The following is a 20,832-nucleotide window of genomic DNA, read 5'->3' as shown; positions in this document are numbered from 1 at the left end:
AAATTCCGCCGTCAGGCGAGTTTGCTTGGCACGATGATCTGGCGGAGGCCTTGTTCGCCGCTGAGCTGGCCCAGCAGCTGTTGAGCAGCCTGCAGTCCGGCGCTGCCGTAGCCGAGATCGACCGAGAACGTTTCGGGGAACAAGAAGTTAAGCAACGGGGTGTTACCGATGCCGCACACCTGCAGCGGCGCAATCTGCTGCTGTTGCAGGTATTTGATGGCGCCGAGGGCAATGGTGTCGGAGGCGCACACCAGCGCGGTGGTCTGCGGTTCGATGGCTGAGGCCGCCAGCTGGAAGCCGCTCTGATAACTCAATTCACCCAAGGCCACATGGGGGGAAATACCCCGTTCGCGGCAGGCGTCCAGATAGGCCTGGTGACGGCGCAAACCGGTGGTGGCATCCGACAATTGCACCCCCAAGTAACTGATATGGCGGTGGCCCTGCTTTTGCAGGCGTTCCATCAACAGCCGTACGGCACCGTCGTCGTCGTAGCACACCGAAGAAAACCCGTCGTATTCCCGCGCCAGCACCACCATCTTTTCTTGCCATGGGCTGAGCATGGCAGCCGTCAGGCCGGTGAAGCCAAACAGGATCACCCCGTCGACGTTGCGCTGTTGAAGGACATGCAGATGCTCTTCCACCAGCCGGGTTTCAAACTGGCTTTCCATTACGATAGGGTCGAAACCGTGCTGATACAGCAGCGGCAGCATGGTACGTACCGCCTGGTTTTCTGACGGCGAATCGAGACGGGAAACAATGATGCCGACAACTTTGTCACTCTGGCCGCGCATGGCGCGCGCCGATTTGGATGGGGTAAATCCCTGCTGACGGATCACCGCTTCCACCCGTTCGCGGGTTTGCGGGCTCACGCTGCCTTCGTTGTTCAACACGCGTGATACGGTGGATTTACCTACGCCGCTCAGGCGTGCGATGTCCTTGATGGTCAGCCGGTTTTGCATGGTTTACTTTTCGTTGAGGTTAAAAGGCGTAGACTGGCGGCCTACGCTGAATGCCCGTCAGCATAGCTTATTTTCCGCAACGGATCTTGACGCTATGCAGGGATTTACGCACTGCGCTGAACGGCCGCTCTTGTCGTTTGATCTTTTTATTTACCGGAGGTTATCACCCGTATGGATCCCGATCCGACCCCGTTAGACACCCACTCGGTGATCCGGTAAAACCTGCTCGCTTTGCGCTGCTGTTTTACCGGTGAAGTAAACGGTAACCGGTAGCGCACGCCCGTCGTTCGCTCCAGCTGCTTTTAAAAAAACCAGGATCTGCCCCGGCAGAGGCTTTTTGGCGCATCCAAAAGCCCGGCAGGGAGCAATTCCGCGTTCACCCGCTGCCGGGAGGCAATGGGCGACGAGGTGCAAAATAATGAAACTGAAAAATATTCCCCGTCAGCTGTTGGGCATGCTCAGCCGCAATTTACCGCGCCGTTTGGTGCACCGCGATAGCCTGTTGGACAGCCTTGGCGGCAAAGCGCAAGGGTTGCCCGCCGGTTTGGCTCAGCAGCGCATGGAATGCGCCGCTGCCGACGTCACCGATCTGTATCTGCGTTTTCACAGCCACCCGGAAGGTATCACCGCTCATGAGGCTGAGCGGGTGCGCGAACGCTGCGGTGAGAACGTCATCGACGATCAGCAAAAAGAAGCCTGGTGGCAGCACCTGTGGCACTGCTATCGCAACCCGTTCAACCTGCTGCTGACCGCACTCGGCATGATTTCTTATGCGACGGAAGATCTGACTGGCGCGCTGGTGATCGCACTGATGGTGGTGATCTCCACGTTGCTGAACTTCATTCAGGAAGCGCGATCCAATCGGGCGGCGGACGCGCTGAAGGCGATGGTCAGCAACACCGCCACGGTGATCCGCAGCGACGCATTGTCCGGTAAAAGCGAACACCTTGAATTGCCGATCTCTCAACTGGTGCCGGGTGACATCATTAAGCTGGCAGCAGGAGATATGATCCCGGCGGATCTGCGCGTGTTGTCGGCCAAGGATCTGTTTATCAGCCAGGCGGCGTTGACCGGCGAGTCTCTGCCGGTAGAGAAAACCGCCGAGCAGCGTGAACAGGCAGAAGATCCGCTGGAGTGCCAAAATCTGTGCTTTATGGGCACCAACGTGGTCAGCGGCACCGCGCTGGCAATGGTGATCGGGACCGGCGGCGGCACCTACTTCGGCCAATTGGCACAGCGGGTTATCAGCCAGGATGAACAGCCGAACGCCTTCCAGACCGGCATCAGCAGGGTTAGCTGGCTGCTGATCCGTTTTATGCTGGTGATGACGCCGATCGTTTTGTTGATCAACGGCTACACCAAGGGGGATTGGTGGGAAGCGGCGCTGTTCGCGCTGTCGGTGGCGGTGGGGCTGACTCCGGAAATGCTGCCGATGATCGTCACTTCGACGCTGGCCAAAGGGGCGGTGAAACTCTCCAGGCAGAAAGTGATCGTCAAACGTCTGGATGCAATCCAAAACTTTGGCGCCATGGACGTTTTGTGTACCGATAAAACCGGTACCCTGACCCAGGATAAAATCGTGCTGGAGCGTCACACCGACGTGTTCGGTGCCGCCAGCGATCGGGTACTGCATTACGCCTGGCTGAACAGCTTCTACCAGACCGGATTGAAAAACCTGCTCGACGTGGCGGTGCTGAGCTGCGCGGAACAGAACCAACAGCCGGATGCGCTGCAGCATTACCGTAAGGTGGATGAGATCCCGTTTGATTTTGAACGGCGTCGTATGTCGGTGGTGGTGGCCAAAGACGCGCAATATCACGAGCTGATCTGCAAGGGCGCGCTGGAGGAGATGCTGGCAATTTGCAGCCATGTGCGGCAGGAAGATGAGGTGATCCCGCTCAGCGAGGCGCTGTTGGCGCGCATTCGGCGCATCACCGACGATCTCAACCAGCAAGGGCTGCGCGTAGTGGCGGTGGCCAACAAGATCTTGCCGGCGCAGGCTCATGAATACAGCGTGGCCGACGAGTCGGATTTGATCCTCGAGGGTTATGTAGCCTTCCTCGATCCGCCTAAAGAGAGCACGGCGCCGGCGCTGGCGGCGCTGAAAAACAGCGGTGTCACGGTGAAGATCCTCACCGGTGACAATGAGCTGGTGGCGGCCAAGGTGTGCAAAGACGTCGGGCTGGCGGCGGATCATATATTGCGCGGCAGCGAAATCGAACAGATGAACGACGAACAGCTGGCGCAGGCCGCGGCGCGTACCACGGTGTTCGCCAAGCTGACGCCGCTGCATAAGGAACGCATCGTCAAGCTATTGCGCCAGCAGGGCCACGTGGTCGGCTTTATGGGGGACGGCATCAACGATGCGCCCGCTCTGCGCGCCGCCGATATCGGTATTTCGGTGGATTCCGCCGTGGATATCGCCAAGGAAGCGGCGGACATCATCCTGCTGGAAAAAAGCCTGATGGTGCTGGAGCAGGGGGTTATCGAGGGACGTCGTACTTTTGCCAATATGCTCAAGTACATCAAGATGACCGCCAGCTCCAATTTCGGCAACGTCTTCAGTGTGTTGATCGCCAGCGCTTTTTTGCCTTTCCTGCCGATGTTGCCGCTGCACCTGTTGATCCAGAACCTGATGTATGACATTTCACAGATCGCCATTCCGTTCGACAACGTCGACGACGATCAGATTACTCAGCCGCAACGTTGGAACTCCGGCGATATTGGGCGCTTTATGGTGTTCTTCGGGCCGATCAGCTCGATCTTCGACGTGCTGACCTTCAGCCTGATGTGGTGGGTTTTCAAGGCCAATACGCCTGAAATGCAGACGCTGTTCCAGTCCGGCTGGTTCGTGGAAGGGTTGCTGTCGCAAACGCTGATTGTGCATATGATCCGCACGCGCAAAATTCCGTTTATCCAGAGCCGTCCTTCATGGCCGTTGTGCATGATGACCCTGCTGGTCATCGTTACCGGCATCGGCCTGACCTTCTCGCCGTTGGCCGGTTTCCTGCAGCTGCAGGCATTGCCGCTCGGCTATTTCCCTTGGCTGGTGTTGATCCTGACTGGCTATATGGTGCTGACCCAGTGCGTGAAAGGCTGGTTTGTGCGTCGTTACGGCTGGCAGTAACCGCTGCGCCCCTCTTTCGTCCGGAAGAGGGGCATCTGTGATCCAACCCGGCTTTTCACCTTCGCCGTTGGACATCTGTCCTGTGCTCAGTCTTTATTTACAGCTTCGCTGTTTTTATTGATCTTTTTCCTCTGAGGAATTTCTGATGCACCGACCCCTGCGTTATACGCTACTGGCTTCATCGTTATTGCTTTCCCTGGGCGCGCTGGCGCAGCCGGCCGGCGATCTGCCGCTGATGCCCTGGCCGCAGCAGGTTGAACTGACTCAGCCGGCGGGCAAGCTGGTGCTGGATCAGCGTTTGTCGATTAGCCTGCAGGGCGACGATTTGGGCGATGCGCTGCAGCGCTGGCGCCAACGTATTGAGCTGCAAACCGGCTGGACCCTGGCGCCACAGGCAGAAAAAGCCACGGGCGTGGTCATTAAGGTGAATATCAAAGATAAGGTGGCGGCGCAGCCGCTGCCGGGGAGCGATGAAAGCTATAAATTGGCGGTGACGCCGCAGGGGGTAGCGCTGACAGCCAATACCCGTTTCGGCGCGTTGCGCGGCATGGAAACCCTGCTGCAATTGGTGCAGACCGACGGGCAGAACACTTTCCTGCCGTTGGTGAACATTACCGACGTACCGCGTTTCCCGTGGCGCGGCGTGCTGCTGGATTCGGCACGTCATTTCCTGCCATTGGCGGATATTCTGCGTCAGCTCGACGGCATGGCGGCGGCCAAACTCAACGTGTTTCACTGGCACCTGACCGACGATCAGGGCTGGCGCTTTGCTTCTGAGCGCTATCCTAAACTGCAGCAGCAGGCCAGCGACGGCCGGTTCTACACCCGCGAGCAGATGCAACAGGTCGTGGCCTATGCCACAGCGCGCGGTATTCGTGTGGTGCCGGAAATCGATCTGCCTGGGCATGCTTCCAGCATCGCCGTGGCCTACCCGGAGTTGATGAGCGCGCCTGGTCCGTATTCGATGGAGCGTAAATGGGGCGTGCACCTGCCGACGCTGGATCCGACCCGCGATGAAGTTTATCGGTTTGTTGACGCTATCATCGGTGAACTGGCAGCAATCTTCCCCGATCCCTATTTGCATATCGGTGGTGATGAGGTTGATGCCAGCCAGTGGAAGCAATCCAAAACCATTCAGGCCTTTATGCAGCAGCACTCGTTGGCGGACACCCATGCTCTGCAGGCCTATTTCAATCAGAAGCTGGAGAAAATCCTCGAGCAGCACCAGCGCCAGATGGTGGGGTGGGACGAGATCTATCATCCGTCACTGCCGCGCAGCATTGTCATCCAGTCATGGCAAGGGCAGGACTCGCTTGGGGCCAGCGCGCAGGACGGGTACCAGGGCATTTTGTCTACCGGCTTTTACCTCGATCAACCGCAAAGCGCCGCCTACCACTATCGCAATGAGATCCTGCCGCAGCCGCTGGGCGTCGACACTGAGGTGCAGCCGGATGAAAAGGCACAAAGCTGGCAGTTCAGCATGCCACGGCTGAAGGGCAGCGCGGTAGAAGGCAGTTTTACCCTGATTGAAGGCAAGCAGGGCTGGCGGGGTTTTATCGATTTCAACGGCAAATCTCGCCGTGCGCTGCACGATATCGTCTGGCGTTCCCCGCAGCAGGTGAGCTTCCGGCTCGACAGCTGGATGGGGGACACCCGCCCGGTGTTCACCCTGAGCCAGGATCAGCTCAGCGGTTATACGCTGGTGGGCAACGTGCGTTACCCGACCACCGGCAGCAAGCTTACGGCGATCCCGGTGGGCAAGATGCCGGTGGTGCCGGAGACCAAACAGCAGGCCAATATTCTCGGCGGCGAGGCGGCGCTGTGGGCGGAAAATATCAGGGCGCCGATCCTCGATCTCAAACTCTGGCCGCGTGGGTTCGCGGTGGCGGAGCGCTTGTGGTCGGCGCAGGACGTGACCGATGAAAATAATATGTACCGCAGGCTGGCGGCAGTCGACGCCTGGTCGGTGGTATCGGTGGGGTTGCAACAGCATGCGGAAACCGCACGCGAGTTCACCCGGTTGGCAAACAGCGTGACGATAGCACCGCTGCAAATCCTGGCCGAAGCGGTGGAGCCCGGACAGTACTACACCCGACAGCATCTGAAATTCAAAGCCGGTAACTATCACCAGTTCGAACCGCTGAACCGTTTTGCCGACGCACTGCCGGCGGAAAGCAACGCGGTGCGCGAGATGGGTATGCAGGTTGCGGCCTTGGTGAAGGACCGTAACGACCGGGCGGCAGCGCAGGCGTTGCGCGAGCGTTTACAACGCTGGCAGCTCAATACCGCGCCGGTAAAAACGGTGATTGCCGGTAACCGGGTGATGCAGGACCTGGCACCGGTGGCGCAGGATGTCGGCGCGCTCTCCACGCTGGGACTGATGCTGCTGGAGCATTATCAACAGGGCAAACCGCTGAGCAAGCCAGAAGCGGCGCAAATACAGCTGCAACTGGACGCGGCGGCGCAGATACGGGACGAAGTGGTGATTGCGGCGGTCTATCCGCTGGAAGCGCTTCTGCGCGCCAGCGCTATCGAGTGAGGTAAGTCAGCATGTATGGGGTTCTGCACGCGTAGGGGTTCTGCATGTGTAGGGGTTCTGCATGTGTAGGTGTTCTGCATGTGTAGAGGCTCAGCATATGTAGGGGCTCAGCATGCTGAGCCTTCAGACCTACAGTTGCAACGGCGGCAACTGTTTGAAAATACTGACCAGCCCTTCGCCCCAGCCTTTACGGATGGCGCTAAAATGCGGGTGATCTTCGGTGATGCGGTACTGCTGCGCACTGCTAAAGCTGTCGCGCGGGTAGATCATCACGTCCAGCGGCAGGCCGACCGACAGGTTACTGCGCAGCGTAGAATCCAGAGAGATCAGCGCACACTGCATCGCCTGTTCCAGCGGGGTGTCGTAGGTCAGTACCCGATCGATAATCGGTTTGCCGTATTTGCTTTCGCCAATCTGGAAATAGGGCGTATCGCGGGTGGCCTCGATAAAATTGCCCTGCGGGTAAATATGGAATAGCCGCATCTCTTCACCGCAGATCTGGCCGCCGAGCAGCAGGCTGCAGCTGAAGTCGGTCGTGCTGCCGCTTTGCTGGGCTTCGCTGTCGCGTTGGATCACTTCCCGCACCGTTTCGCCCACCAGCGTGGCGGCTTCGTACATGCTCGGGGCGTTCAGCAGGTTCATGCGTTCGGGATCTTTGCTGCGGCGCTGCAACAGGCTGATGATGCTCTGGGTAGTCGCCAGGTTACCGGCGCTTTGCAACACCAGCATGCGTTCACCGTCCTGCTGAAACACATGCAGTTTGCGGAAGGTGGAAATATGATCCACGCCGGCATTGGTGCGCGAATCTGAAGCAAAGACCAGCCCGGAAGACAAGCGCATGGCCACACAATAGGTCATACCACAATCCCTCAAAACGATACTGGCACGCCGCCAACCGCCAGCGTGCCGTAAACCCTGGTTTTCGGCAAGAGGCTACTGGCCGGTTGGCATCATCTGCACTTCGGCGATGGTCTGCATGTTCTCGCAGCCGCCGCCGAGCCGCATCCCGCGTACCGGGCAGGCGTCGAGATAGTCGATGCCCACCGCCAGCTTAAGGTGTTGATTCGGCAGGCGGGTATTGTTGGTGACGTCAAAGCTGTGCCAGCGGTCGTCGACCCAGGCTTCGGCCCAGGCGTGAGTGGCGACGTGGGCGGAATCCTCGCTGTAAAGATAGCCGCTGACATAGCGCGCCGGAATGTTCAGGCTGCGGCAACAGGCCAAAAATACGTGGGTATGATCCTGACAGACGCCGGTGCCGGTCGCGAATGCCTGGGCCGCGCTGTCGGTGACGCTGGTCGAGCCCGGGGTGTACGGCATTTTGAGCAACAGCTCGCCCATCAGATTTTCCAGCCCGTCCAGCACCGCCTGCGGTTGGTAGTAGCGCAGGGCGAATGCCTGGATCGCGCTGTCGGGTTGGGTCAGCGGGCTGTGGCGCAGGAACACCAGCGGCGACAAGTGCCCCATCACCTGATCCTCTGCGCCATCTTCAATCTCCACCACGCCGTGGGCCTGAATGGTGATGGCCTGATGCGGGTGATCCAGCGTCAGCACGTGCAGCACGTTGCCAAAGGCATCGGTGGTACACACCGCATCTTCCGGCAGCGTCAACTGCCATGAAATGATGCGCTGGTGTTCCGAATCCTGCGGCGTCAGGCGCAGGTACTGAGTGCTGCGCTGCACCTGCTGGGCATAGGTGTAGTGGGTGTTGTGCTCAATGTTCAGTTTCATTGCGCCTCCAGATAAGTGTGATGGATGCTCTCCGCGATGCCGCCAATCTGGCCGAGAAACGCGTCCAGCCAGTCATTCAGCCCGACCTTGTTCAGGTCTTTCATGCTGCTAAAGCGCAGCTCGGCGTGCAGCGTATGCGCCAGCCGGCGCGGTTGATTGGCACTGTTGCCGCCAATTTGCTCCAGTTGCTGCACCATATCGCCGACGCAGGCCAGCAGGGAGCGGGGGATTTCATTACGCAGGATCATCAGTTCGGCAATGGTGTCCCGACTGAGCTGCTGCTTGTAGATGCTGTGGTAGGCTTCGCGTGCGCTCACTGCCCGCAACAGCGTGTCCATGCGGTAATACTCGCGCACCGGATCGCCGTCGCTGTCCATCAGCGAGTTCTTGACCCCTAACAGACGGGCAGTGCCGTCAGCACGCTCCAGCAGGGTGCCGAGGCGGATAAAGCACATGGCGTCGCTGCGCAGCAAGGTGCCGAACATCGCGCCGCGAAACAGGTGAGAACGTTCCTTCACCCAGTCGAAAAAGCCATCCGCGCCCACCGACCCTATGCCCTGACGGCGGATCAGCTTCATTTCGATCCAGGTGGCGTTGATGCATTCCCAGACCTCGGAAGACAGGCTGCCGCGCACCGCATGGGCGTTGTTCCAGCCCATCTGCAGACAGCTGTAAATACTGCTGTGGTTGCGGCTGTCGAGCGCAAAAAAGCTCACCAGATTGGCCATCGTCAGGTCGGGGTAGGCGGCGGCATACAGCTGCCCGGTACTGGTCAGATTGAGCGGTACCTGCAGATCCTGATCCTCGCTGTCGCGGATCGGCATCATCGACAGCTTGTTGGTGACGTCGAGCACCCGGGCGATGCTTTCCGCCCGCTCCAGGTAGCGGGCCATCCAATAGAGTTCACTGGCAGTTCGGCTCAGCATGCGTCGTCCTCCAACACCCAGGTATCCTTGGTTCCCCCGCCTTGCGACGAGTTGACCACCAGCGAGCCTTGCGCCAGCGCCACGCGCGTCAGGCCGCCGGGCACCAGGCGGATTTCCGCGCCGCTGAGGGCGAACGGCCGCAAATCGATATGTCGCGGCGCCAGGCCGTCGTTGACGAAGGTCGGGCAGGTCGACAGCGCCAGCGTATTTTGCGCAATGTAGTTATGCGGCTTGGCCAGCAGCAGGCTGCGGAAGTGAGCGATTTGGTCCTTGGTCGCCGCCGGGCCGATCAGCATGCCGTAGCCACCGGCGCCGTGCACCTCCTTCACCACCATCTGTTCCAGGTTCGCCAGCACGTACGACAGTTCATTCTTGTGGCGGCATTGCCAGGTAGGCACGTTATTGAGGATCGGCTCTTCCTGCAGGTAGAAACGCACCATGTCCGGCACGTACGGATAAATTGACTTGTCGTCGGCCACGCCGGTGCCGATGGCGTTGGCCAGCACCACGTTGCCGGCACGGTATACCGACAGCAGCCCCGGCACGCCGAGCATCGAATCCGGACGGAACGCCAGCGGATCGAGGAAGGCGTCGTCCACCCGGCGGTAGATCACATCCACCTTGCAAGGCCCGGCGGTGGTGCGCATAAAGACCGCCCCGTCCTTGACGAACAGATCGGCGCTTTCCACCAGTTCAACCCCCATCTGCTGCGCCAGGAAACTGTGTTCGAAGTAGGCGCTGTTGAAGCGGCCCGGCGTCAGCACCACCACGGTGGGATCGTTAATCGGCGAGCTTTCACGCAGGGTTTGCAGCAGGTGCGACGGGTAGCGCTCCACCGGCGCGATGCGTTGCTGAGCGAACAGCTCCGGGTACAGGCGCATCATCATTTTGCGGTTTTCCAGCATATAGGAAACGCCGGACGGGGTGCGCAGGTTGTCTTCCAGCACGTAATACTGGCCGTCACCGTTGCGCACCATATCCACGCCAACAATGTGCGCGTAAATATTGCGGTGCAGATCTACCCCTTGCATGCAGGGTTGATATTGGTCGTTGGCCAGCACCTGCTCCGCCGGAATGATCCCGGCTTTCAGAATGTGTTGTTGATGGTAAATATCGTGCAGAAAGGCGTTAAGCGCCTGGACACGCTGGCGGATACCGCGATCGAGCATCGCCCATTCGCCGGCGGGTATGATGCGCGGTACGCTGTCGAACGGAATCAAACGCTCAGCGCCGTCATCCTCGCCATAAACGTTAAAGGTAATTCCCACCCGGTGAAACAGCAGTGCAGCCTCTTCCCTCTTGCGTTGAACGGCCTTTTGGTCAGCCTGTTGCAGCCAATGCCAGTAAGCCTCGTAGTGACCCCGGTGCTTACCCTCAGCCAGAAGCATCTCATCAAAAAACGGTGAAGCAGACAGATCGATATTTAGCATCATCACCTCGTCGACATTGCAGGCTGTATACAGAACCAGCATAAAATGTGCCAAGGTGATAAAGGGGCGAAAATGGCGCGAAAACGCCGGCTCGCGGCAGGAAATGGCCCGCTTTGGGTGCAACCAAAGCGGACGCTGCCTTAAAACGGGGCAAAACCGCGGCGTGTGTGGGTTGGCTATGAGCAGTGATGGCGCAACTCACCGGGCAAAGGACGCTGGCGGGCCCTGATGACCCGCCCTGGCATTTATACCTGCAATGCTTGCTGCGAAGTGCCGATAGACTGCCGCAGATAATTCAGTAGCATTTGCCGGGTAAACCGCGGTTCTTCGATCCCGCTGTGCCGCAGGAAATGCTGCAGGTTGCTGCAATCCCATTGGTAGGTATTTTGGTAGAGCTGCACTGTCGATTGCCCATTCACCATATTGTCCCTGAACAGGCTGAGCAACGGGTAGAGCGGTGCATTAGCGTCGTGTTCCCACTGTGCTCGCCATTGGTCGAAAGGCAGCTGTCGGAAACGGTGGCCACACTCGCGCTCCAGCAGGCTGAAGAAGGCTTGCAGCGTCAGGTTATTCTGGTGCTGGTGGATCAGGTTGAATTTCTTCCCTAACGCCTGAGGGTTGCGAGTGATATGGGCAATGGATTGGGTCATATAGTCCACCGTCGTCAGGCCCTCGCGCAGGTCTTGCAACACCGGCAGGGTGCCGCTGGTGATACAGGTTTTGACTAGCCGTCCCCACCATTGGTAGCTGGCGCTGACGCCGGTTCGGCTGTGGAAGGTGGCGTACCCCAGACGGAAGGTCATTAGCGGCAAGCCTTGCGATGCCGCCAGATCGGCAATTTTCTCCATTACCCATTTGCTGCGGACGTAGCCGATATCGGTGATCACCGCCGGCAGGTTCTGATCTATGTCGTCACTTTCCAGCATCACCCGTTTGCCGGTATGCAAGTGCCCCCAGCTGTAGACCGAAATCGTCGACATCAACATCAGTGGTTTGGTGCGTCGGTACGCGGCAAAACGAATGATTTCGCGCAGACCCTGCACATTATCGCGTTTCATATAAGAATAGGGCTGGATAAAGTTCACCGCACTCGCCGAATGATAAATGATATCGATCCGCTGGCTGAGTTCACGGAAGTGCTCAGGTGACAGGGCGAAATCGTGTTCGGCCACGTCGCCGGGGATCAGATGGACGCGCGCGTACTGCTCGGCGGATAAAGTAATCTGATAGCGATTCAGGATCTCGTTGAGTCGTTGCTGCGGGGATATCCGGCTGCGCTGCCGCACCAGGCAATACAACTCGGCACGGGTTGTGACGAGCAACTCTGCCAGCAGATGCGCACCGACAAATCCGGTGGCGCCGGTGAGCAAAATGGCTTTGGGGTCGCTGACCTGTCGCACATCATAATCCGGGTTGATGGTGATATCTGCAGGCAGCCAAACGTCGTCTTGCAGAGCACGTACCGGTTCGCTGTCCACCGTCGGCAGTGCATGGCCGCTGCGTTCATCCAGCGCCTGCGACAGACGGTTTATCGTCGGATATTCATAAATATCGCGCACATAGACTTTGACTCCGATTTTGTTATCGATGGCCGTCGCCAGCTTTGCTGCCAGCAGTGAATGGCCGCCGATGTCGAAAAAGTTGTCTTCGGCGCGGATATTCGTCGTCCCCAATACCTGGCTCCAAATAGCGGCAATGATCTCCCGGCTGCCGGTCAGCGTCTCTGCTGTCGGAGACTGATCCGTGCGGGAAAGGGCCAACAGCGCGGCCTTATCGGTTTTACCATTGGCATTGATCGGCATGCGTTCCATCACCAGGAAGCTGGCGGGCAGGAAGTATGAAGGTAACATTTCTTTCAGCTGCTGCTTCACACGTTCGACCAACTCTCCGTCGTCATTGTCAGCCGCCAGAAACGCCACAATCTGTTTGTTTGCAGGATCCTGGGGTTGGATGGCGATAGCGACAGCCGCCTTCACTCCCGCAACCTGCACCATAACGCTTTCTATTTCGCCCAGTTCCACGCGGTTACCGCGGATTTTGATCTGGTCGTCTAGACGCCCAAGATATTGAATGCGTTGATCCGGTAGCCAGCGTGCCCGATCGCCGCTGCGGTAGAGGCGTTTACCGGCAAAATGCACCGGGGTAATAAACTTTTCTGCGGTGAGCTGTGGGTCATTCAGGTAACCACGAGCCAGGCAACGGCCACTGATATAAAGCTCGCCAGCCTGTTGGCCACTCACCGGTTGCAGATGATCGTCGAGAATGAAAATATCGGTGTCTGCCACCGGTCGACCGATAGTCGCGGCCGAGTTTTGTGTTGCACAAGTGACCCGATTCCAAGTGGCGAAGATGGTCGCTTCAGTGGGGCCGTAGTAATCCACCAAGGGGTAACTCACTCCACGGAGATCGATCGGGTTGAGTTTTTCCCCGGCGGTAAACAGGTAGCGCAGCGCCAGGTTTTCTGGCTGTGGCGCTCCGACGATTTCAGCCACCAACACCGTGGGCACGAATGCATGGGTGATCTGGTGGTCTGCGAAGAAGTTGAGCAGGGCAGAGGGCTGCAGTCGGGTCTCTTCTTGCGGCAAATACAGCGTGCCGCCGCTGAGCAATGCTGCCCAGATTTCCCACTGGGCCACATCAAAGCCGATACCGGCTATCAGCGTGGAACGGCTTTCATGGCTCATGGCGAATTTTTGGTTATGCCAGAGAATAATATTCAACAGTGAATGATGTTCAATCATCACTCCCTTGGGCTTGCCGGTAGTGCCAGAGGTGAAAATAATATAAGCCGTTGCATCACTCTTGGGATTTATTAATTCAAAAGGCACCAGTTTATCTGATGTAATATTATCAATGGCAATGATTTTTACATCGGGGTTGTTTATTTCAAAAGTAATTGATAAGTTACTCAATATGATTACTTTTGACCCGCTTTGTCTGACAATATCCAGAATTCTTTTTTCAGGATATCGGGCATCGATGGGAATATAACTTGCTCCAGCTTTGATAATCGCCAGGATACCTATCAGCAATTCCGGCGTGCGCAGCGCGACTAATGGCACGTTGTCACCGGGGCTAACGCCCTGCCGTTGCAACTGACCGCAGAGTTGGTTGCTGGCTTCATTTAACTGTCGGTAGGTAATACGTTGATCGTCACTGACGATCGCCAGTGCTTCGGGGGAATAAGTGACCTGTTGGATAAAATAATCCAATATGCTTTGAGCCATGGGATATTCTCCTGAGATAATTAGTCTGGTTAATAAATCACAAGAAATCATAGCCTGGCCGGGCGAAAATAATTATAGACGTATTTTTAATGCGGAATTGTAAATGTGTGGAGGATAGGTCTATCGTTATAAAATAATTGAAATAATAAAAATACTAAAAATAAAAACGGCCAGCCTGGGCTGACCGTTGGGCGCGAGGTCGCGGTATTAGCGACGAACGGCGATGGCTTCGATTTCGATTTTCACGTCTTTCGGCAGACGGGCCACTTCAACGCAGGAACGGGCCGGGAACGGCGCGCTGTGCTCGGTGAAGAAAGCTTCATAAGCGGCGTTAACGGTAGCGAAGTCGTTCAGATCTTTCACGAAAACCGTGGTTTTCACGATATCGGCCACTTTCAGGCCGGCGGCTTCAACGATCGCTTTAACGTTTTCCAGCGACTGGCGAGCCTGAGCGGCAACGTCGTCGGCAACGGCGCCGGTTTTCGGATCGACCGGGATCTGGCCGGAAGTGATGATCATGCTGCCCAGATCAACGCCCTGCACGTAAGGACCAATGGCTGCCGGGGCGAGTTCAGTGCTGATGTTACGTGACATTTTTTCTCCTGATATACCCTTCGTCTTTCAAATCGCAGCGCGGTGGGCTGCGTGGCTCTCCGTAGCGTCGGGCCCGGTATTCGGTGCCCCTACGGGGTTCCCATTATAGGCAGTCACCGGGAGAATAACAGCCTCATCTCCCGGCAGCCGGCCGAACTCAGTCCGCCTGCAAGACCACCTGATGCTCGAACTCTTTTTCGCAGTAGCGGCATTTCAGGTGTACGTCGCCGTCGCGTGATTTCACGCTAAAGCTGGAAGACACCGGTTCGCTGCGGCTGATGCAGTTGCTGTTCGGGCAGGTCAGCACGCCGTCGATGTGATCCGGCAGGCTGAGGGTCAGTTTGCGCACCACTTCATAATTGTCGATGCGGTTAACCGTGGCTTTCGGCGCGTACATGGCCAGTTGGTTGGCCTGTTGCTCCGTCAGGAAGGTGTTTTCGATTTTGATCAGGTCTTTACGGCCCAGCTCGTTGGAAGGCAGGTTCAGGCCGATGGTGATGCGCTGGTCGGTGGCGGTCAGCTTGAACAGCGTCAGCAGCTTAAACCCGATCTGTGCTGGAATATGGTCAATCACCGTGCCGCACTTGATCGCTTCAACCTGCAGTTTGTTATCGTGAGTCATAACGGTTCCCCCTTAAAGAGCCAAATCTGCGTTTAAAACCAGCGCCAGCAGCGCCTGACGGGCGAAAATGCCGTTACCCGCCTGCTGGAAATAGTAGGCGTACGGCGTTTTGTCCACGTCGGTAGTGATTTCGTCAATGCGTGGCAGCGGGTGCAGCACCTTGAGGTTGGCGCGTGCGCCGGCCAGATCCGCCGCGCGCAGAACGAACTGCGCCTTCACGTTGGCGTATTCGGAAGGATCCAGACGCTCTTTCTGCACCCGGGTCATGTAGAGAATATCCAGCTCGGGGACCACTTCTTCAATGCTGCTGTGCAGGCTGAACTCGATGCCTTTTTCTTCCAGCATTTGCAGGATATAGGCCGGCATTGCCAGCGCATCCGGCGCGATGAAGAAGAAGCGGTTGCCTTCAAACTTGGCCAGGGCCTGCGCCAGTGAATGCACGGTGCGGCCGTATTTCAGGTCGCCGACCATGGCGATATTGATGTTGTTCAGTCGGCCCTGGGTTTCCTGAATGGTGAACAGGTCGAGCAGCGTCTGGGTCGGGTGCTGGTTGGCGCCGTCACCGGCGTTGAGCACCGGGATGCCGCCGGAGAATTCGGTCGCCAGGCGCGCCGCACCTTCCTGCGGATGACGCATGACGATGGCGTCGACGTAGGTGCCAATCACCGAGATGGTGTCGGCCAGCGTTTCGCCTTTCTTGCCCAGCGAGGTGTTGCTGCCGTCGGCAAAGCCCACCACCGAAGCGCCCAGGCGGTGCATCGAGGTTTCAAACGACAGGCGGGTACGGGTCGATGCTTCAAAGAAGCAACTGGCGATCACCTTGTGCTTTAGCAACTCGGGTTGCGGATTGGCTTTCAGGCTGGCGGCGGTGCGTAGCACCAGCTCCAGATCCTCGCGGCTGAGATCGTTAATAGAGATGATATGTTTGTGATACAGCGGGTTGGCCATTTTTCACTCTCCTCGACTCGTGCCCGTGGCGCGGGGCTTTGAACAGATTTTTCAGGCAAAAAAAAGCCCCTCAACGAGGGGCTTGAAACGATCGGTTTAGCAACAGGAGAAACAACGGCAGTTGGCTGCCGATTGGCAGTCGGTTTTGTCGGTTGTGGCTAACAAAACAAACGTCGTTTTTCATGCTTTCTCCTGGCAAATTGTCGCGCATTATACTCGCGCCTTTGGCCACTGCAAGCGCTAAAACGCCGATTTTTGTCATTTCGCAATCGATTGGCTGGTGGCCTTTAGCCGCATGGCAGGCAAATTTATCTTCAGTGGGCTCGGCGCAGCAAAATCACCAGAACGAAAACGCCGCCCAGCCCGGCGGTAATGATCCCGATAGGCAGTTCTTGGGGGGCGGTGATGATGCGGCTCAGCAGATCGCCGGCAGAAAGCAATATGGCCCCTAACACCCCGACCAACGGCAGCAGGCGCCGGTGACGTACGCCGGTAAACGGGCGCGCCAGATGGGGAACCATTAAGCCGACAAACCCTATCACCCCGGTCAATGCCACCAGTAACGCGGTCGCCAGCGAACAGCAAAGAAACACTTCCGTGCGCAAGCGGCGGGTGTTGATGCCCAGCGTACCGGCGGTCTGCTCGCCCGCCAGCAAGCCGTCCAGCGATCGACAGCGCAGGGCAATCAACACCACCAGCAACAGCAGCGCTATCAAGGCAAAAATCAAGTTATCCCAGCGGGCCAGCCCCAGTCCGCCCAGCGTCCAGAACAGTACGCTGCTGGCGGTACGCTGATCGCCGGAAAAAACCAGATAGTTGGTGAAGGCGCCGAATAAAAAAGAGACCGCCAGCCCGCAGATGATCAGCTTTTCGGTGCCTTTTTGCGATTGAGTCATAAAAATAACCAGCACCACCGCGGCAGAGATCATGCCACCGGCAAAGGAAGACACCGGTAACGTCCAGGCCCCGAGGCTATCGCCGAGGCGCGTCATCACCAGCACCACGCCGGCGGAGGCGCCAGAGGAGAGGCCAAACAGAAAGGGATCGGCCAAATCGTTGCGGGTTGTGGTTTGCAACAGGGCGCCAACCAACGCCAGGCCGGCCCCCGCCAGCAGCCCAAGTAAGGTGCGTGGCAAACGCAGTTCCAGCACGATGCTCTTGATCATGGGGGGCACATCACCCGGGACGATGCCCAGCGCACTTAGCACCTGAGCGAGTGAGAGCGACACGCTGCCTTGGGCGACATTGGCGAAGACTAACCCTGCCAATAACAGCGGGGCGAGGGTCCAGGCCAGCCTGAAACGCATTTTTTCCGACATCAGCTAATCGCGGCAGGGTAAAGGGCCTGAGCCAGTTTGTGGATCGCCTCAATATTGACCGGTCCCGGCGTTAACGCCTGGTATTTCAATTTCAAATAGCGGTGATGGACCACTGCCGGGGTTTGCTTCATCAGGGGGTGTTGTTCAAGGAAAAGCTGCCGGGCATCGGTGCTGTCGGTGGATTCAGCCTGATAGTCCACCAGAATAATAAATTCAGGCTCTGTCGCCGCCACGCTTTCCCAATTGGTGTTCACCCAGCTGGTGTTCAGGGTATCCATCACGTTTGTTGCCCCAGCGGCTTCAATAATCGCCGTCGGCATGGCGTAGGCTCCGCTGGTGTAGGGTTTTTCTTCGCCGGAATCATAAAGGAACACCTTGACGGGTTTTTGCGTCGCAACTTTGCGATGGATATCTGCCACCTGCCGTTGCCAGTCTGCAACCAGCTTTTCCGCCTGTTCCTGTTTGCCAAAGACTTTGCCGAGCCTGATCATATCGTCGTAGAGCAAATCCATGCTGGCCCGTGGCCGATGGTTGTCGACGTGGATGCAGCTTTCACTCAGCACCAGCGTTTTGATATTGAATTTTGCCAGCGCTTGCGGGGTCACTTCCCCACGAAGCCCATAATTCCAGCCGGCGAAGAACAGGTCAGGGCTTGCGGCGAGAAGGTTTTCGATGGTCGGGTACTTGGGGGCCAGTTCAGGAATTTTTCCCTGCTGTTGGGTGAATTCAGGGATGTTTTTGTACCAACCGGAGATCCCTGTCACGCCCACGATAGAAGGCTGGAGCTGCAGGGCAAAGGCCATTTGCGACATATTGATATCTTGAATAACGGCACGCTGTGGCGGGCGTTCAAAGGTCAGGGGCTGGCCGCAGTTGTCCACCGTAACGGGGAAGCCAGAGGCCCCGGCACTTGCCGTGGTGAAGGCCAGTAGCGCAGCGAGGGTTAAGTTTTTCACATCGACTCCAGATTCATAGCACCGAAAGGCTATTGAGAGGGCATTACCGTCGGTTGTCTGGCCTGGCGTCAGCGGGGTGGGGCGGAGGAAGGTCATCCCACTCGGGTAACCCCGTGGGCAAAACGGCAAAACCGAAGTCAATAACCCGGTTTATTGGAAACGGGGGCAACATACCTGAATAATTCGTATGACAAATGTAGTTAGATCAAACAATTGTCGATTGTGGCGAATTGTGCCGGGATGATGTGGGTAAAGCTTCGAAAAAACGCAGGGCTTCGCCGCTTTCCGGATGACGAACCTGCAGCGTTCTCATGCCAAACACCTGTTGCAGGTGCGCCGATTCCAGCACCGTTTCAGGGCGGCCATAACACAGGATTTTCCCTTCATTGATGATCATCACCTTATCGGAAAAGGGTTGCACCAGCTCGAGATCGTGCAGCACTTTTATCGTGGCTATCTTTTTCTTATGGATCAGCGACAGCAACTGATGCCGGGCCAGCGGATCGAGATGGTTGGTGGGTTCATCAAGCAATAACAGCACCGGTTGCTGCGCCAAAGCTCTGGCGAAGCCGGCGCGCTGACGTTCGCCGCCTGAAAGCTTGCCCAACGGGCTATGTTGCAGGTGGCCGATACCCACCTCCTCCATCGCTTTGGCAACTATCAGCGCGTGTTGAGATGGCGAATGATCGGCCAGCCAGGGCAGGCGTCCCAGCGCCACATACTCGCTCACCTTAAGCCGTAAATCCGCATCATCGTGCTGGCTCAGCAAGGCGATAGCGCGGGCGCGTTGCAGGGGTTTTAAGCTGGCTAGGGGCTTTCCCTGAAAGAGAATTTCGCCTTCGGTCGGCTTGAGCTCACAGGTCAGTAGCCGCAACAGCGTGGATTTCCCACTGCCGTTCGGGCCGATAATGGTGACGGACTCGCCTGGCTGAAGGCTAAAGGTGGCCCGATCAATCCGCGGGCTTTTCCCAGGGGTCGCCAGGGAAAGGTTCTGCACCGACAGCAGGCTGTCGATGGGCAGGCTGGTCATGAAATATCCTTTTCCGTGCTCAGAAAGATGTCTCAATGGTTTCTATAACGTTGTAATTATCGTCAATCACCAACAGCGTCTTCCATTTATCGAAGGTCAGGCAGGGGTGCGAGGTGGCAAACACCAGTATATCTCCAACCTGCACCGGGAAGTCTGCCGGACAGCTTAACATGGCATGCTGGTCCATGATCCCCTGGGTGATCAGCTGCTGGATGTCACTTTCTTGCAGAACCCCGTTGCGGTAATGGGCGATCGGCTGCGGCAACCCGGCGTCGAAAGCCGCATCTCGCTTGCCGAAATTGACAATAACCCGGCCCGGCTCCGGCACCGACTGCACCAGTGCGATCAATTCCAGTGCCGAGGTTAGCTCCCCCGCCAAGTCGCAGGCGTAGCTATCGCGGGCCAGCACCGCATTTTGCGCATCCTGATAAATTCCCCGATCGTGGGTGATGTAACAGCCAGGGCGGATCACCCGACGGCAGTTTTCCGGCAGCGATTCTTCACCCCAAACGCGGCAAACCACGTCATACCAGGAAGAGCCCGCCCCGGTGAGGATCGCTTCTTCACCGCTGAACAGGCGTTGCCGGTGCAGTTCACGCAGCAGACCGGCGGCGTCACGCAGAAATTGTTCGATTTTGCGCTGGGCGTCGTCACCGTGCATCACGCCTTCATACAGCTCGATACCCTGCAAGCGCAGCCCTGGCAGCCTGACGATGTCCTGCGCCAGTTGCTCGGCTTGTCCCACGCTGCGGCAGCCACAGCGGCCGCCGGGCACGCCCAGTTCCAACAGGACATCCAGGGTTTGTCCGTGCTGGCTGAAAAACGCCGAGAGGGCTTGCGCATTGCTGAGGCTGTCGATGCAGCAAAGGAAAAGGGTGGAGGGATGTTGCGCTTTCAGTTCGGCAATGAGTCGCATGTTGGCCTTGCCGACCAACTGGTTGGCCATCAGCACCCGGGGGACGCCCGCCTCCATGGCCACCTTCGCCTGCCAGGCGGAACCGACGCCCACCGCCCAGGCGCCCTGGGCTACCTGACGCTGGAAGATCCAGGGGGTCATGGTGGTTTTGCCGTGTGGGGCCAGCGAGACGCCGCGTGCGTCGGCATAGTTTTGCATCCAGGCGATATTGTTTTCCAGGCTGCTGAGCTTGATCACCGCGGCCGGCAGGCAGACGTCTTCGTTAAGCAGGTTTGCCGGCGCGGACGGGTCACTGCGCAGCACGGCGGCCTTGTGGGTAACGGTGAAATCTTTTTGGTATTTCATAACATTATCCTTTGGGTGTTCTATCTTTTTTGAATGGGATATCTTGATGTATTGTTTTGATTTTAATTGAATTTAAATTTTATTTTTTGATTTTAGGGTACAAAGTATCATTTTTAACGCTCATTTTTGTGTAGTCTTCCACTGTTTTCCTGCATTGTAAATGACA

15 protein-coding genes are annotated in these 20,832 nt (G+C 57.5%); 2 read left to right on the top strand and 13 right to left on the bottom strand.

Features of this window, described 5'->3' with window-relative positions; translation table 11 throughout:
- Window positions 1-11: 11 nt before the first annotated feature.
- Entirely contained in the window at window positions 12-959 is a 948-nt protein-coding gene (gene treR / locus H5P17_RS01100; RefSeq protein ID WP_182820871.1) for a trehalose operon repressor TreR, read from the bottom strand.
- Between the two features lie 418 nt (window positions 960-1,377).
- Between treR and mgtA the strand changes: the two genes are divergently transcribed.
- Both mgtA and H5P17_RS01090 read left to right on the top strand, forming a co-directional pair.
- Window positions 1,378-4,086, top strand: coding sequence for a magnesium-translocating P-type ATPase (mgtA, locus tag H5P17_RS01095; protein WP_182820869.1), 2,709 nt, complete (start codon window positions 1,378-1,380; stop codon window positions 4,084-4,086).
- A 145-nt stretch (window positions 4,087-4,231) separates the two neighbouring features.
- Complete coding sequence (locus H5P17_RS01090; RefSeq protein WP_182820867.1) at window positions 4,232-6,625, top strand: beta-N-acetylhexosaminidase; 2,394 nt, start codon at window positions 4,232-4,234, stop codon at window positions 6,623-6,625.
- 129 nt (window positions 6,626-6,754) lie between these two features.
- Here H5P17_RS01090 and H5P17_RS01085 read toward each other — a convergent pair whose 3' ends face one another.
- The 12 genes from H5P17_RS01085 to H5P17_RS01030 all read right to left on the bottom strand — a co-directional run bounded on the left by H5P17_RS01085 (window position 6,755) and on the right by H5P17_RS01030 (window position 20,666).
- Window positions 6,755-7,483 (bottom strand): proteasome-type protease, encoded by a 729-nt coding sequence (locus tag H5P17_RS01085; protein WP_182820865.1) that lies wholly within the window; start codon window positions 7,481-7,483, stop codon window positions 6,755-6,757.
- 75 nt (window positions 7,484-7,558) lie between these two features.
- Window positions 7,559-8,353: a transglutaminase family protein gene (locus H5P17_RS01080; protein WP_182820863.1), complete on the bottom strand. Its 795-nt coding sequence runs from the start codon at window positions 8,351-8,353 to the stop codon at window positions 7,559-7,561.
- A complete protein-coding gene (locus H5P17_RS01075) occupies window positions 8,350-9,279 on the bottom strand; it encodes an alpha-E domain-containing protein (RefSeq protein WP_044554006.1) in 930 nt (309 codons plus the stop codon). The genes H5P17_RS01080 and H5P17_RS01075 overlap by 4 nt, the downstream gene beginning before the upstream one ends.
- The gene (locus H5P17_RS01070; RefSeq protein ID WP_182821000.1) at window positions 9,273-10,709 is read right to left on the bottom strand and encodes a circularly permuted type 2 ATP-grasp protein; all 1,437 of its coding nucleotides are present in this window, start codon (window positions 10,707-10,709) and stop codon (window positions 9,273-9,275) included. The genes H5P17_RS01075 and H5P17_RS01070 overlap by 7 nt, the downstream gene beginning before the upstream one ends.
- A 245-nt stretch (window positions 10,710-10,954) precedes the next feature.
- Window positions 10,955-13,936 (bottom strand): non-ribosomal peptide synthetase, encoded by a 2,982-nt coding sequence (locus H5P17_RS01065; RefSeq protein WP_182820861.1) that lies wholly within the window; start codon window positions 13,934-13,936, stop codon window positions 10,955-10,957.
- Between the two features lie 207 nt (window positions 13,937-14,143).
- Window positions 14,144-14,530 (bottom strand): 2-iminobutanoate/2-iminopropanoate deaminase, encoded by a 387-nt coding sequence (gene ridA, locus H5P17_RS01060; protein WP_044554008.1) that lies wholly within the window; start codon window positions 14,528-14,530, stop codon window positions 14,144-14,146.
- A 157-nt stretch (window positions 14,531-14,687) separates the two neighbouring features.
- Window positions 14,688-15,152: an aspartate carbamoyltransferase regulatory subunit gene (gene pyrI / locus H5P17_RS01055; protein ID WP_020825003.1), complete on the bottom strand. Its 465-nt coding sequence runs from the start codon at window positions 15,150-15,152 to the stop codon at window positions 14,688-14,690.
- 12 nt (window positions 15,153-15,164) lie between these two features.
- On the bottom strand, window positions 15,165-16,100 hold the full coding sequence (pyrB, locus tag H5P17_RS01050) for an aspartate carbamoyltransferase (RefSeq protein WP_020825004.1): 936 nt from the start codon (window positions 16,098-16,100) through the stop codon (window positions 15,165-15,167).
- 314 nt (window positions 16,101-16,414) lie between these two features.
- Complete coding sequence (locus tag H5P17_RS01045) at window positions 16,415-17,419, bottom strand: iron ABC transporter permease (protein WP_182820859.1); 1,005 nt, start codon at window positions 17,417-17,419, stop codon at window positions 16,415-16,417.
- Window positions 17,419-18,375, bottom strand: coding sequence for an ABC transporter substrate-binding protein (locus H5P17_RS01040; protein ID WP_182820857.1), 957 nt, complete (start codon window positions 18,373-18,375; stop codon window positions 17,419-17,421). Before H5P17_RS01040 ends, H5P17_RS01045 begins: the two co-directional genes overlap by 1 nt.
- Window positions 18,376-18,580: 205 nt before the next feature.
- Window positions 18,581-19,405 (bottom strand): ABC transporter ATP-binding protein, encoded by an 825-nt coding sequence (locus H5P17_RS01035; RefSeq protein WP_182820855.1) that lies wholly within the window; start codon window positions 19,403-19,405, stop codon window positions 18,581-18,583.
- Window positions 19,406-19,424: 19 nt separating this feature from the next.
- A complete protein-coding gene (locus tag H5P17_RS01030) occupies window positions 19,425-20,666 on the bottom strand; it encodes an amino acid deaminase (RefSeq protein WP_182820853.1) in 1,242 nt (413 codons plus the stop codon).
- Window positions 20,667-20,832 lie beyond the last annotated feature (166 nt).

The organism is Serratia sp. OS31, from assembly GCF_014164835.1.
Taxonomy (GTDB): domain Bacteria; phylum Pseudomonadota; class Gammaproteobacteria; order Enterobacterales; family Enterobacteriaceae; genus Serratia; species Serratia liquefaciens_A.
The sequence above is the reverse complement of the archived record's forward strand: the minus strand, read 5'-3'. Positions and strand labels throughout refer to the sequence as shown.

Bases quoted from the DNA above. Each gene is read 5' to 3' on its own strand.
- treR (WP_182820871.1), bottom strand. From the start codon at position 959: ATGCAAAACCGGCTGACCATCAAGGACATCGCACGCCTGAGCGGCGTA.
- mgtA (WP_182820869.1), top strand. From the start codon at position 1,378: ATGAAACTGAAAAATATTCCCCGTCAGCTGTTGGGCATGCTCAGCCGC.
- H5P17_RS01090 (WP_182820867.1), top strand. From the start codon at position 4,232: ATGCACCGACCCCTGCGTTATACGCTACTGGCTTCATCGTTATTGCTT.
- H5P17_RS01085 (WP_182820865.1), bottom strand. From the start codon at position 7,483: ATGACCTATTGTGTGGCCATGCGCTTGTCTTCCGGGCTGGTCTTTGCT.
- H5P17_RS01080 (WP_182820863.1), bottom strand. From the start codon at position 8,353: ATGAAACTGAACATTGAGCACAACACCCACTACACCTATGCCCAGCAG.
- H5P17_RS01075 (WP_044554006.1), bottom strand. From the start codon at position 9,279: ATGCTGAGCCGAACTGCCAGTGAACTCTATTGGATGGCCCGCTACCTG.
- H5P17_RS01070 (WP_182821000.1), bottom strand. From the start codon at position 10,709: ATGCTAAATATCGATCTGTCTGCTTCACCGTTTTTTGATGAGATGCTT.
- H5P17_RS01065 (WP_182820861.1), bottom strand. From the start codon at position 13,936: ATGGCTCAAAGCATATTGGATTATTTTATCCAACAGGTCACTTATTCC.
- ridA (WP_044554008.1), bottom strand. From the start codon at position 14,530: ATGTCACGTAACATCAGCACTGAACTCGCCCCGGCAGCCATTGGTCCT.
- pyrI (WP_020825003.1), bottom strand. From the start codon at position 15,152: ATGACTCACGATAACAAACTGCAGGTTGAAGCGATCAAGTGCGGCACG.
- pyrB (WP_020825004.1), bottom strand. From the start codon at position 16,100: ATGGCCAACCCGCTGTATCACAAACATATCATCTCTATTAACGATCTC.
- H5P17_RS01045 (WP_182820859.1), bottom strand. From the start codon at position 17,419: ATGTCGGAAAAAATGCGTTTCAGGCTGGCCTGGACCCTCGCCCCGCTG.
- H5P17_RS01035 (WP_182820855.1), bottom strand. From the start codon at position 19,405: ATGACCAGCCTGCCCATCGACAGCCTGCTGTCGGTGCAGAACCTTTCC.
- H5P17_RS01030 (WP_182820853.1), bottom strand. From the start codon at position 20,666: ATGAAATACCAAAAAGATTTCACCGTTACCCACAAGGCCGCCGTGCTG.